Annotated in this window: 12 protein-coding genes; 7 read left to right on the forward strand and 5 right to left on the reverse strand. The window is 70.7% G+C overall.

Annotated elements, in window-relative coordinates; genetic code table 11:
* Window positions 1-427: 427 nt before the first annotated feature.
* Window positions 428-1,012 (forward strand): DUF3153 domain-containing protein, encoded by a 585-nt coding sequence (locus UA75_RS25365; RefSeq protein ID WP_157434429.1) that lies wholly within the window; start codon window positions 428-430, stop codon window positions 1,010-1,012.
* A 262-nt stretch (window positions 1,013-1,274) separates the two neighbouring features.
* Here UA75_RS25365 and metF read toward each other — a convergent pair whose 3' ends face one another.
* The gene (gene metF / locus UA75_RS25370) at window positions 1,275-2,159 is read right to left on the reverse strand and encodes a methylenetetrahydrofolate reductase [NAD(P)H] (RefSeq protein WP_075742396.1); all 885 of its coding nucleotides are present in this window, start codon (window positions 2,157-2,159) and stop codon (window positions 1,275-1,277) included.
* 115 nt (window positions 2,160-2,274) lie between these two features.
* Here metF and UA75_RS25375 point away from each other — a divergent pair, with 115 nt between their 5' ends.
* Both UA75_RS25375 and mptB read left to right on the forward strand, forming a co-directional pair.
* Window positions 2,275-3,390, forward strand: a complete 1,116-nt coding sequence (locus tag UA75_RS25375; RefSeq protein WP_075742397.1) for a polyprenyl synthetase family protein — start codon at window positions 2,275-2,277, stop codon at window positions 3,388-3,390.
* A gap of 143 nt (window positions 3,391-3,533) precedes the next feature.
* Entirely contained in the window at window positions 3,534-5,153 is a 1,620-nt protein-coding gene (gene mptB / locus UA75_RS25380; protein ID WP_083684152.1) for a polyprenol phosphomannose-dependent alpha 1,6 mannosyltransferase MptB, read from the forward strand.
* A 126-nt stretch (window positions 5,154-5,279) separates the two neighbouring features.
* Here the strand turns inward: mptB and UA75_RS25385 are convergent, their stop codons facing one another.
* On the reverse strand, window positions 5,280-5,654 hold the full coding sequence (locus UA75_RS25385; protein WP_075742398.1) for a hypothetical protein: 375 nt from the start codon (window positions 5,652-5,654) through the stop codon (window positions 5,280-5,282).
* Window positions 5,655-5,885: 231 nt separating this feature from the next.
* A complete protein-coding gene (locus UA75_RS25390) occupies window positions 5,886-6,251 on the reverse strand; it encodes an Rv2175c family DNA-binding protein (RefSeq protein ID WP_198042855.1) in 366 nt (121 codons plus the stop codon).
* Window positions 6,252-6,326: 75 nt separating this feature from the next.
* Here UA75_RS25390 and UA75_RS25395 point away from each other — a divergent pair, with 75 nt between their 5' ends.
* From UA75_RS25395 to UA75_RS25405, 3 genes are all read left to right on the forward strand, one after another.
* A complete protein-coding gene (locus UA75_RS25395) occupies window positions 6,327-8,498 on the forward strand; it encodes a Stk1 family PASTA domain-containing Ser/Thr kinase (protein WP_075765574.1) in 2,172 nt (723 codons plus the stop codon).
* 85 nt (window positions 8,499-8,583) lie between these two features.
* Window positions 8,584-8,790 (forward strand): hypothetical protein, encoded by a 207-nt coding sequence (locus UA75_RS25400; RefSeq protein ID WP_075742400.1) that lies wholly within the window; start codon window positions 8,584-8,586, stop codon window positions 8,788-8,790.
* Window positions 8,791-8,855: 65 nt separating this feature from the next.
* Window positions 8,856-10,343 (forward strand): flotillin family protein, encoded by a 1,488-nt coding sequence (locus UA75_RS25405; protein WP_075742401.1) that lies wholly within the window; start codon window positions 8,856-8,858, stop codon window positions 10,341-10,343.
* 283 nt (window positions 10,344-10,626) lie between these two features.
* Here the strand turns inward: UA75_RS25405 and UA75_RS25410 are convergent, their stop codons facing one another.
* Window positions 10,627-10,824 (reverse strand): hypothetical protein, encoded by a 198-nt coding sequence (locus UA75_RS25410; RefSeq protein WP_075744202.1) that lies wholly within the window; start codon window positions 10,822-10,824, stop codon window positions 10,627-10,629.
* A 109-nt stretch (window positions 10,825-10,933) separates the two neighbouring features.
* On the reverse strand, window positions 10,934-12,043 hold the full coding sequence (locus tag UA75_RS25415) for a Vms1/Ankzf1 family peptidyl-tRNA hydrolase (protein ID WP_075742402.1): 1,110 nt from the start codon (window positions 12,041-12,043) through the stop codon (window positions 10,934-10,936).
* A gap of 184 nt (window positions 12,044-12,227) precedes the next feature.
* Here UA75_RS25415 and UA75_RS25420 point away from each other — a divergent pair, with 184 nt between their 5' ends.
* Window positions 12,228-12,737, forward strand: a complete 510-nt coding sequence (locus tag UA75_RS25420; RefSeq protein ID WP_075742403.1) for a hypothetical protein — start codon at window positions 12,228-12,230, stop codon at window positions 12,735-12,737.
* Window positions 12,738-12,757: the final 20 nt, after the last annotated feature.

Here is a 12,757-nt window from a genome sequence, read left to right on the forward strand (position 1 = left end):
CCGCAGTCCCGTCAGTCTCGCCCGCAGGCGTCGAAGCAAGAGTCCGTGCCGCTTCGAACCGTCGGATCTCGCCCCGACGGGTGGTTCGGCGCGAACCGTCCGCATCGGAAGTCCGGTCCGCGACCAGGGCCCTCCCCCCGTCCAGGAGGTGACCCGAGATCCGGCCTCGCGGTGCCGCCGCCGCGTCCATGGCAGGCAGGCCGGGCAGCCCCGGCGAGCGGCCCGCGCGAGCTCAGACGGGCCTCGACGACAGAAAGCGAGACATACTCATACTCTCGAGTGGACGCCCGCGCATCTCGGGCGAGACGCCGGAATCTCCTGCGAAGATGAGCCGGTGGCCCCGCTGATCCCCGTGACGCCCACTCGTCGAAGGGCGTCGGCACTTGCGCTGATTCTGTCGTTCGTCGCCGTGTTCGCCTGCGGCTGCATGCGGCTCGACATCGTGATGGACATCAACGACCAGGACCGCGTCTCGGGGCGATTCGTCGTCGCCGCGCTGCCCACCCGGCCCGACGACGTCGGCCCCGTGATCCAGGTGCCGCCGGGGATGGACCAGCTCATCACCGTCGAGCCGTATGACTCCGACGGGTACGTCGGCACCCTGCTGACCTTCGACAGCCTGACCTTCGAACAGCTCCAGGAGCTGGTCGGCAACGGACCGCAAGCCAGCCGCTACCGCTTCAGCCTGCGACAGATCGGCGAGAACCTGTCGTTCAACACCACGATGGATCTGAGCCAGGTGACCAAGGAGAACGCCGACATCCGCGTCGCCGTCACCTTCCCCGCCGAGGTGGACAACACCAACGGTCGCGCCGAGGGGCGGACCGTGACCTGGCGGCCGCGCGCGGGCGGGCTGAACACTCTGCAGGCATCGCTCCAGCACGGCGGGGCGGGCGACACCTGGATCTGGGGGGCCGTGACGGTCGGCGCTCTGACCGGCAGCGCCTCGGTGCTGGTCGGCATCCTCGCGCTGAACGCCCATCGGTACAGCCGCCGCCTGATCCACCGCTGATCACGGCCCCGGCGAGCGCACGACGGCAGGCCTGCCGGGACGGCGAAGGCGCGCACCCGAGCAGCCGAGAACCCCCCGGCGGAGGCCCCGGACCAGGCGCGACGCGGCCAGTGCCGAGGCGGCCGATCCAGATCCACCCTCCGCGCTGCGCCGTGCCGACGCCGGGAGCACGAAGCCGACGCAACGGCGACGACCCGATCAGCCTCGAAGGACTCCGCAGGTCCCCCGAGGCCGACGGGTCGCCGTGCCTCGGACAGCCCGCTCAGGGCCGGACCGGAAGCAGCCCGAGCCTGGCGACCACCTCCCGCGTCGCCGTCGCCCGATTGAGCGTGTAGAAGTGCAGCGCGTCGACGCCCTCGGCGAGCAGGTTCGAACACAGCTCCGTCACGATCTCGATGCCCTCCGCGCGGAAGGCCGCCGGGTCGTCGGCATGTCGCTCCAGCCTGCGTGCCAGTGCGACGGGCACGTCCGCGCCGGACAGCTCGACGGTCTTGGTCAGCATGCGCTGAGTGGTCAAGGGCATGACACCGGGCAGCAGCGGCACGTCACATCCCCTGGCGGCGAGTCGGTCCCGCAGTCGAAGAAAGTCGTCCGGTTGGAAGAAGAGCTGGGCGATGGCGAAATCGGCGCCCGCGCGGATCTTGCGCACGAGATGGTCGGCGTCGACCTCCAGATCGGCCGATCGAGGATGACCATAGGGAAAGGCCGCCACCCCGACGCAGAACGGCCCCAGCTCGCGGACCAGCCGCACCAGCTCCTCCGCGTAGGTGATGCCCTCGGGATGCGGCACCCATTCGCCCAGCGGGTCGCCGGGCGGGTCGCCGCGCACCGCCAGCACGTTGTGCACGCCGACGGCCGCGTACCAGCCGATGACGTTGCGCAGCTCCGCCAGCGAGTGGTTCACGCCGGTCAGATGTGCCATCGGCACCAGGGTCGTCTCCTGGGCGATGCGCCCAGTGGTTCGGATGGTGCGATCCCGACTGGATCCCCCCGCCCCATAGGTGATGGACACGAAGGCGGGGTCCAACGGCTCCAGCTCTCGAACCGCACGCCAGAGCCTGCGCTCACTCTCATCGTCGCGTGGCGGGAAGAACTCCACGGAGAACACCGGACGTTGCGCTCTCAATCGATCCACGACGGCCGTCATGATTTCCAGACTAAGGGCGTCCACATCGTGAACGACTGGAGGCGCGGACGATGCACACGCGCTTCTCGACTCGATCACGACCCCGCGTGGAGTGACCACGATTACCTTTCGGAGGATGGGCGTCGTGCATTCCTCCCCCCGATCGTTGCGCACCCCCGACGACGACCTTCCCGACCTGGTACGACACGAACTCGTGTCGTTCTTCGAAACCAGGCAGGCCGTGCAGCGGGCGACGGCAGGCGAGTTCGCCGACGCGACGGACTCGCTGATCGAACTCGTGCTGAGCGGGGGGAAACGCCTGCGACCCACCTTCGCCTGGTGGGGCTGGCGGGCGGCGGGCGGCGACCCGACGGGCGCCCAGGCGGGCGCGGTGATCCGCGCCGCGAGCGCCCTGGAGCTGATCCAGGGCTGCGCGCTGGTCCATGACGACCTGATGGACGACTCGCCCCGGCGCCGAGGCCTGCCGACGGTCCACGTCACCTTCGCCGAACGGCATCGGCAGGCGGGCTGGGCCACGGGATCGAACCGGTTCGGGATGGCTGCGGCGGTGCTGCTCGGCGACCTCTCGCTCGCCTGGGCCGACGACATGCTGCGGGAGTCGGGGCTCTCGGCGGCGGCGGCGACCAGGGCGGCCGAGCCCTGGCAGGCGATGCGCACCGAGATGCTCGCGGGCCAGTATCTCGACATGCTCGCGCAGGTACGCGGGGACGAGGACCCGGAGACCGCACTGCGGGTAAACCGGCTCAAGAGCGCGGCCTACACCGTGGAGCGGCCGTTGCACCTCGGCGCGGCGATCGCCGACGCGCCTGCGGCGGTCGTCGCCGGGCTGCGCGGCTTCGGCACGGCCATCGGGGTGGCCTTCCAGCTTCGTGACGACCAGCTCGGCGTCTTCGGCGATCCCGCCGTCACCGGCAAGCCCGCGGGTGACGACCTTCGCGAGGGCAAGCGGACGCTGCTGCTGTCGATCGGGATGCGCCGAGCCGCTGAACGGGTGAACGATTCGGCCTCGGCGATCCTGCGGGCTGCCGTGGGCAATGCCGAGCTGGACGAGGACGGCGTGTCCGCCGCTCGCGCCGTGTTGATCGACCTCGGTGCTGTGGCGGAGGTCGAGAAGGAGATCGACCGGTTGACCGAGCAGGCGCTGACCGAGTTGGCGGCGACGCCGATCGTGTCGGACGCGCGGGAGGGACTCACCAGGCTGGCGGCCAGCGCCACCCGACGTGACCACTGACCGGAGTACCGAACGCCCTCACCCGTTCAGCCGTAGGGTCGACACCCTCGGTGATCATATCGACACTGATGGACACACGATCATGGAATCAGGACTGCGGCAGGCCGAGTGCGACCGGCGGCCTGTGGGACCATGGGGCCGCGATGCGCAGCCCTGACACCTCCCGTACCGCCGCCGTGACGACTTCGGCAGCAGGCCACACCGCACTCAGCCCCCCGAATCACCCGTCGAGAGAACACGCCGTGAGCAACTCGCCCGATCGACTCCGCCTGTTCCGCAGGCTGGCCGTCTTCCGCAGGCTGGTTCCGCTGCGCATCGTGCTGATCGGCGCGACCGGATCGGTGCTGATCGCCCTCGGCGCGGTCGGCGCGGCGGGCGTGCTCAACCACGATCCGCTCCTGGCGGGCTCCGGACTGAGCTGGGTCCGCTTCGGACACGGGCGCGATCTGGCGACCGGCCTGCTCTATCTCGGGCTCGGCCTGCTCGTCTGGGCCTGGGTTCGGCTGGGCCGCGAGGTGCGGATCGAACGAGTCGGCACCCACGGTGTGCTGGCCGCGATCGGCGGCTGGCTGCTGCCGCTGATGTTCACGCCGCCGCTGTTCAGTCGCGACGCCTACAGCTATCTGGCGCAGGGCAACCTCGCCGCGCACGGCATCGATCCCTACGAGATGGGGCCTGCCGCGCTGCCCGGCCCGCTCGCCGACAACGTGAGCTGGGTCTGGCAGAACACGCCCGCTCCGTATGGTCCGCTGTTCATCCTGGTCGCGAAGACGGTGGTGATGATCACCGGGCAGAACCTGATCCTGGGCGTGCTGCTCATGCGTCTGGTGATGGTCCTCGGCCTGGTGCTGATGTGCTGGGCGCTGCCCGGCCTGGCCCGGCATCTCGGCGGACGCGGCGACCAGGCCCTGTGGATGGCGGCGGCGAACCCGCTGATGCTCGTTCACCTGGTCGGCGGGCCGCACAACGACCTGCTCATGGTGGGTCTGCTGGCGGCCGGGGTGCTGGTCACCCTGAATCGCCGCCATGTCTGGGGAATCGTCCTGATCATGCTGGCCGCCGCGATGAAGGCGACCGCGGTGATCGCGCTGCCGTTCATGGTGTGGATCTGGGCGGCGAGGCTGCACGGCTCGGCCCGGTCGCGCTTCCTGCGCGCGGCGGGGGCGACCACGGCGGTGTCGTTGGCGGTGTTCACCGCGTGCACGCTGGTGGCGGGCGTCGATCTCGGCTGGATCAGCGCACTGCAGACGTCCTCGCTCATCGTCAACTGGCTCTCGGTGCCCACGGCGGTGGCGCAGATCGCGCACCTGGTGGCCGGCTGGTTCGTCACCGCCAGTCTGCCCGGTTTCCTCACCGTCACTCGGCTGCTGGGCTTCGTGGCGTTCGCGGGCGTCGCCGTCTGGCAGTGGTGGAAGGCGCGGCACGGCGGCCCCCAGGCCGTCTATCACGCGACGATCACCCTCTTCGCGCTCGCGCTGCTCTCCCCCGCGACACTGCCCTGGTACTTCAGCTGGCCGCTCGCGCTGGCGGCGGCGCTCAAGTGGCCCGGTTCGGCCACCGTGGCGGCGGTCTGCGGTTCGGTGTGGCTGCTGCTGGTGACCTTCCCGAGCGGGGACACCGCGCTCTACTCGTGGTTCTACCTGCTCGGTGCGCTGGGCGTGTCGGTGCTGGCGGCGGTGTCGCTGGTTCGGCCCGACCCGCTGCGGCTGTCGAGCCGAGATCGGGTGGACCGCCCGGTCGGCCTGCCGCCGTCGTCCGACTGAATCGCACGGGGTCGGGGTCGGGGTCGGCGCCCGGCCCCGTTCCGCGCCGATCGTCGGTGAGGCATCGCGCCGGACTCCGAGCGCGCCGGGGATTCTCCTCGGGGCCGGCTCTTGCCGGGCCCGGCATCACGGTGGCAGGGCCGACGGCGAGTGCGCGTCCGGATATCGGCGCCGGAGACGGGACAGCAGCCGCTCGTCGGTGCACTCGACGTCCCAGCTGGTGCTGTCGAACGCCGTCAGCTCGATCGTGGGCACACCGTCGAGGCAGCCGAGGAACCTGCCGTCGATCACCTGCAGATCCGGCGCGGTCAGGGCGAGCAGCTCCAGCGTGCCGATTGCGGGCCCGCCCGAGGCCGCGAACAGGTCGGCGAGTCGAGGGTGTGCCGTGGCCTCCTCGATCCACAGCTGCCAGGTCAGCGCCAGGCCCCGGTCACCGAGGCACACCAGCAGTTCGGCGAGCGGAACGTATCGACCGTCACGCCATGCGGCGAAGGTGATCATCCTGCTGCCCTCGGCTCAGGAATCGACGGCACGGGGCTCGACTGTGGGGTGCGGGGAGCGCACCGCGCCGGAGGCGCGAAAGGCGATACCGCGCCGGAGGCGCGAAAGGCGACACCACGCCGAAGGCGCGAAGACGACACCACGCCGAAGACACCAAAGAACGCACCCACGCCGGAGGCAGGCGGCCCGCACGCGGCCTGCTCCCGACCGGCGGAGACGAGTCAGTCCAGCTCAGAACGCCATGGCCTGAGCGCGACGCCGCACCTCGCGGCCTCGGTTCTCCCGCAGAGCGGTGACCGGCGTCCCCGGCAGGGAGTCGTCCTCGGTGAACATCCACCGCATGATCTCCTCATGGGAGAAGCCACCGTCCTGGAGGACGGTGACGGTCCCCGGCAGGCCCTTGACGATGGTGTCGTCGGTGAGGAACTCGGCGGGGACGACGGCGACGCCGTTGCGCCGCAGCGCCAGCAACAGCCCGTCTCGCAGCATCTGGTGGACTCGGGTGAACGGAACGCCGAGCCGATCGGCGACGTCCGGCAACGGCAGGACCTCCACCTCGGGGCCGAGCACGTCCGGGGCGGTGGGGAACTCACTCACACCGACAACCCTGCCACAGACCGGCTGCGCCGCCCTCCACCGGTGGAGGTGGTGGTCCTCCGTACGATCGCAGGTGTGAACCGACGGGAGGCGCACGTCATCGGCACGACGCTTGAGGGCAGGTACCGGATCGACTCGGTGGTGGCCACTGGCGGGATGTCGGTCGTGTATCGGGGTGTGGACCTTCGGCTGGATCGACCGGTCGCCGTCAAGGTCATGGATCATCGCTTCTCCGGGGACGTGAGCTTCGTCCGGCGTTTCGAGCTGGAGGCCCGGTCGGCGGCCCGCCTACACCACCCGTCCGTGGTGACGGTGCACGATCAGGGCGTCGACCGCTCCCCGTCCGGTGCTCAGGTCTTCCTGGTGATGGAACTCGTCGACGGCGGCACCCTCCGCGACCTGCTGCGCGAGCGGGGGACGCTGCCGCCGGACGTGGCACTGAGCGTGCTCGAGCCGGTGCTCTCGGCACTGGAGTCGGCGCACCGCAACGGCATCGTCCACCGGGACATCAAGCCGGAGAACATCCTGATCAGCCGGGACGGCGTCGTGAAGGTCGCCGACTTCGGGCTGGTCCGCGCCCTGGCCGATGCCAAGACCACCAGCGACAGCATCATCCTCGGCACGGTGGACTACCTCGCCCCGGAGCAGGTCACCACCGGCGAGACCGATGCCAGAGGCGACGTCTACGCGGCGGGCGTGGTGCTCTACGAGCTGCTCACCGGCGTGCCGCCCTTCGCCGGGGACACCCCCTTCTCGACGGCCTACCGTCACGTCAACGATCGCGTTCCGGCACCGAGCGAGCAGGCCGCCGGGCTGCCCGCCGCGCTGGACGAGCTGGTGCTGCGGGCGACCCGTCGGGAGCAGGACGAACGACCCGCCGACGCGGGCGTGCTGTTGCGCGAGCTGCGGGAGACGCGGACCGCGCTGGGACTCGGGGCCGTCGCGGTGCCCGGCGTGACTCCGGCCGCAGGCACCGGCACCGGCACCGGCACTTCGGGCACGGCCGTCTGGCAGGCTCCCGCCGCCGAGACTCCGCCGTCGGACGAGGCCGCCGCGCACGGTGTCGGGGGAATCGGTCCGGCGGATTCGCCCGCCGACCTGGACGCTCCGACCATCCGCACCGTGCTGCCGCCGAGGGGACCGGCAGGCGGGCCTGCCGGACCGGCGGCCGCTCCGGGCGCGGGCGCAGGCCCGAATCCCCGGGCGACCAGGGCCTTCAATCGAGCCGACCTGCCACCGGGACCACAAGAGACCCCGGATGCCGTGCACGCCGCGAACATGGGCGGTCTCGGCGGCGAACGCGGCGATCGGGGTAGACGGGGACGACGCGGACGACCGGGCAGGGACGGGTCCGCCAAGGGCAGCGGGCTGTTCGGACTGACCTCGAAGCGGATGATCGCGCTGGTCGTCGTGCTCGTCCTCGGACTGCTGCTCTGGTGGTGGAACAGCGCCCAGTGGACCTCGGTGCCCGCGCTGGCGGGCCTGGACTCCGCGCGCGCCGAGTCGGCGCTTCGGGAGGCCGATCTGGAGGTCAGGCTCGATCCGACGCCGCACGACGAGATCGAGTCCGGTGAGGTCATCGAGTCCGTGCCGGGTGAGGGCAGGCGACTTCGGCGGGGTGCCGAGGTCCGGCTGCGCGTCTCCACCGGGCAGCCGATCGTGCCCGAGATCGCGGCGGGCAGCACCCAGGACGAGGCCTTCGCGCAGCTCGAGGAGGCCGGACTCGAACCGGTCGTCGATGAGGAGCTTGCCGAGTTCCACGCCGAGGTCGAGGAGGGAGCGGTGATCCGGGTCGATCCCGAGGCAGGCACCGCCCTGCCCATCGACAGCGAGGTGACGGTGATCCTCAGCAAGGGCCCGCCGCCGGTTCCGGTGCCCGACGTCGCGGGCATGGCGCGAGACGACGCCTTCAACACCCTCCGCGAACAGGGCTTCGAACCGGTCGAGCTGGAGGCGGAGTTCTCCGAGGACCTCGACGGCGGCCAGGTGATCCGCACCGATCCCGCCGCCGAGACCATGATCGATCAGCCGGGCACGCAGGTCGGGGTGGTCCTGTCGAATGCGGTCAGCGCGCCGTACGTCACCGGCAGCACCCTGCGGGAGGCGCGCGAGGCCATCGCGGCGCTGAATCTGGAGATCGAGGTCAATCAGTTCTTCGGCGGGGAGAACGCCAGGGTGATCGGTCAGTTCCCGAACCACGGGGCCCGGTTGGCCCCCGGCGACACGATCACCGTGAACACCCTATGACCACCAGCATGTTCAATCCGGGTAAAAACAGCCTGCGCAGCATCTATGCTCAGGCTGACTGGACGACAGTCGAGGCAGGGAGCGCATGATCGGCAACCGGGGTCGCGTCACAGGAAAGATCGGGCCCGGTCTGGTCGGCGAGGTGATGATCAGTATTCGCGGCGGAGTGGAGGCGTTCTACGCCTATCCTGCCGAGGCAGGTGAGGTCATCGAGCCGGGTGAGCAGATCCTGGTCGTGGATCATCAGCCGCCGCGCAGCGTCTATGTGCAGCGCTGGCTCCCTCTCGGCTGATCGTCTCGGTCGGCGGCGAACCATTCGTCGTCGTCTGTGACGTCTACCATTCTGGGGAGCACCACATGCCAGAGGGACTTCTTCTCGTCGCCATCTCAGTGGTGGCGGGAATCCTCGTCTTCGTCATCCTGCTGCGAATGCTATGGAAGGTCGCCGAGCCGAATGAGGCGCTGATCATCTCCGGCCTCGGCACCGGCTCTACGCCCAAGAGCAGGCCGGACAGCATGGGGTTCAAGATCATCACTGGTAAGGGCACCCTGGTGCTGCCCGGTTTCCAGGTGGCGCGCAGGCTGTCGTTGGACACCAATGGCGCGAATCTTCAGGTCTCCTGTGTCACGCAGCAGGGCCTGCCGGTCACGGTCCGCGCCGTGGTGATCTACAAGGTCGGTGACGATTTCGTCTCGATCGCCAATGCGGCGCGGCGATTCCTTGATCGTCAGGACGGCATGAACAGCACCATTCACGAACTGTTCTCCGGACATCTGCGGTCGATCTGCGGTGGACTCACCATCGAGGACCTGATCCACAATCGGGACGCGCTCACGGGTGCCGTTCGGCAGTCCTCTGCCGACGAGATGAGCAAGCTCGGTCTGGTGATCGACTCGCTGCAGATCCAGGAGATCGACGACGAGTCGGGCTACATCCTCAACCTGGGCAAGCCGCACGCCGCCGCCGTCGCCGCCTCCGCGCGGATCGCCGAGGCCGAGCGGGATCAGGAGGCCACCGAGGCCGAGCAGCAGGCGGCGGCGAAGAAGGCCGCGTCGGTGCGCGAGAGCGAGATCCAGCAGGCCGGCTACCAGGCCGAGATGGATCAGGCGCGGGCCAAGAGCAGCCAGTCGGGTCCGCTCGCCGAGGCCAGCGCCCGCCAGGAGGTCGTGGTCCAGGAGACCAGGGCCGCCGAACTGGAGGCCAACCTCTCCGAGCAGCGACTGCTCTCCGAGATCAGCAAGCCCGCCGACGCCAAGGCGTACGAGACGCGGACCGTCGCCGACGCCGAGCGCGACGCCCGGATCGCCAGGGCCCAGGCCGAGGCGAAGGAGACCGAGCTCAAGGCGGCGGCCGACGCGACCAGGGTGAAGACGGCGGCGCAGGCCGAGGCCGAGGCCACCAAGGCACGTGGTTCCGCAGAGGCCGACGCGACACGGGCCACGGGTGAGGCCGAGGCGGCCGCCGCGCGGGCCAAGGGCATGGCGGAGGCCGACGCGGCCAGGGCGAAGGGACTCGCCGAGGCCGAGGGAATCCGGGCCAGGGCGGCAGCACTGGCCGAGAACCAGGAGGCCGTGGTCGCCCAGCAGTTGGCCGAGAACTGGCCCGAGATCGTCGACGCGGGCGCCAAGGCCTTCAGCAACATCGACAATCTGGTGGTGCTCAACGGCGCCGACGGGATGTCGGAGCTGTTCGGCAAGGCGCTGTCCCTCGGCGGCACCGGTCTCGGCCTCGCCAAGACGCTGATGCAGTCGATGCAGAACGAGACCGCCACGGAGACGGCCACCCAGAACGGAACCGTGCACACGATCCCGGTGGAGCGCGACGAGCAGCCCAGCAAGAACTAAAGGCGCGGCCGGCACCGACCGGCCGGACGACATCGACGCGGCGTTCACCGGTCCGGTGAACGCCGCCTCGGCGTTGGTCCCTCGTCGGCGGCCTCCTCGGCGGCCGGGGCTGGTCGTCGGGAGCCCGAAGTCACCACCGCTCATGCGGCGCGGGACGACGCGTTCTGGTCCGCACGCACCAACCCTCGCAGCCCCGGCGACCCCCTCGGCCCGACATCCCGCGGACGTCGGGCCGCGCGGCCCTGCAACCGCTCCTCGCGGGCGAGAACGCCCCGTCGCGGCCTCAGTGCCCCTCCGGAGGCGGCTCCTCCGGGTCCTCCGGTCGTGCCCGGTAGGCGACGGCCGGGTCGTCGTCGGCGGGCGGCTCCGGATCGCGGGACTCCTCCGCCCGCGTGCTGCGGTTCGCCCTCGTCAGGCCCTCCACCTCACTGCTCAGCTCGTCGTCCAGCCGGGCACCGTGCTTGTCGCTTCCCCGTTGCACCATGGTGGTCTCCTCAGCTCGTCTGCTGTCGGTTCCCCGGACCTCTCCTACGCCGGGTCAGGCCCGGGTGCGGCTCTCGGCCCGCAGGCCCGATCGGGCGCAGCGAAGGTCACCGGGGCATCGGGAATCGGAGCACCGCGCCGACGCCGTCTGGCACGGCACTCACCGGGTCGATGACGAACAGGTGAGCGTCGGTCGCGGCGGCGGCCAGGGCCACGGCGGAGTCGACCCGGCCCACGCCGAGGTCGTCGTCCCCGCCGTCGGTGCGGTGCGCGTCTCGGAAGCGGATGTCGGTGACGTCGTCGCCCACGGTCACCTCGCGGTCCATGCCGTCGGAGGGCAGCAGGATCGTGTCGACCGCGCCTGCCTGGAGCGCGGCCACGACTCGTTCCGGCCCGCTCACGGCCAGGCCCTGCCCGGCGGCCAGCTCCGCCTGGAACCGTTCCACCACCTGGCCGGCCTCGTCAGCCAGGAACTCGGCAGCCAAGCGCTGGATCTCCTCGGCCAAGGCCGTCCGGTCGGACCCGGCAGCGCGGCCGCCGTGCTCGGCCTCCACGGCGATCGATTTGCTCCGTGCAGGCAGCGCGGCGAGCACCTCGGTGCGGGCCTGCACCTCCCCCGCGATCACGATCAGCCTGGTGCCGATCTCGGCGGCGGCTCGGTCCACCTCCCTGGCGATCTCGGCGGCGTTGTGCGCGGCGGTGTTCTCGACCCGGCGCTGCACTCGATTCTGCGACCAGCCCAGACCGCGCACCTTGTGCACCGGGCGATCCTCGCCCTCCACGGTTCGATCGGTGCGCCAGCCGCCGTCTCGGACGTGCACCCCGATGTCGGCGCCGATCCGGTCGACGACGGCGACCACCACCGGCTCCTCGGCCGCGACGGCCGCCACCAGCGGGAAGACGTCGGGGACGCGGGAATAGGCGGTGATCGTGTTCTCGGGCGGCTCGGCAATCAGCCGGTCGAGCAGGACCGTGCCGTTCTGTGCCACCACGGCGCGGCCCGCGCGGCCGACGGCCCAGGGCTCCGACTCCAGCGCCTCGTCCACGGCGGACAGCGTGGCCGCGTCCACTCCCCGATCGGCCAGCTCCTCCTCGATCGCCCGCCTTCGCAGCGCGATCGCGCGATAGGCCTCCTCGGTGTCGCGGGTGACGTCGAGATATGCCACCGCGCACGGACCCGACCTCGTGGCGAGTTCTCGCAGCAGGCCCAACTCCATCTCTTCACACTCCCCATCCGGTCATCGACTCTTCGCTCGGACGTTCCTGCTCACATACCCCGATGGAGCGACCACCACACGTGGCGGCGAAGGCGAGGCCTGCGGGGCGCCGGTACGCGACGAATGGACCGGCATCGCAGGGGGTACCCCCGTCGGATGCAGCCGCCGATCCAGGAGGAGCGCGATGAGCGAACGCCACCAGCCCGAGCTGCCGCAGCCCGGCGCCAGTGACCAGGAGCTCCTGTCGGTGTCGGAGGAGCTGGACGAGGACGAGCTCGACGTCGACCCGCTGGAGAAGGGCGTCGAGCCGCCGGAGCGCTGGTCCAGAACGACCGCGACCGGGGTGACGCCACGCGAGATGGTCGAGGGGGAGACGCTCGATCAGCGCCTCGCGGCCGAACAACCGGAGCGGCCGCGTGACGATGCGCCGGACTGGCCGCCCGCCGACGTCCCGATGGAGGATCTCGACACCTCGGTCGACGACGAATCCGTCGACTACCCGCTTGATCAGGGCACGATCAGTCAGGGTGACGTCGATTTGGAGGAGGGGGTCGAACCGGACGAGGGGATGGAGCTCGAACCCTCCGATGCCGGGCCGACCGGCGAGGCCGCCGAGGACTTCCCGGCGTGGCGGGGCGAGCCGTCCGAGACCGCGGAAGAGTCGTCGATCCACCCCGTCGCCGAGCCGGAGTGACCGACCGGGTCGACCCGCTG

Origin of the sequence: Actinoalloteichus sp. GBA129-24 (genome assembly GCF_001941645.1) — a bacterium.
Classification (GTDB): domain Bacteria; phylum Actinomycetota; class Actinomycetes; order Mycobacteriales; family Pseudonocardiaceae; genus Actinoalloteichus_A; species Actinoalloteichus_A fjordicus.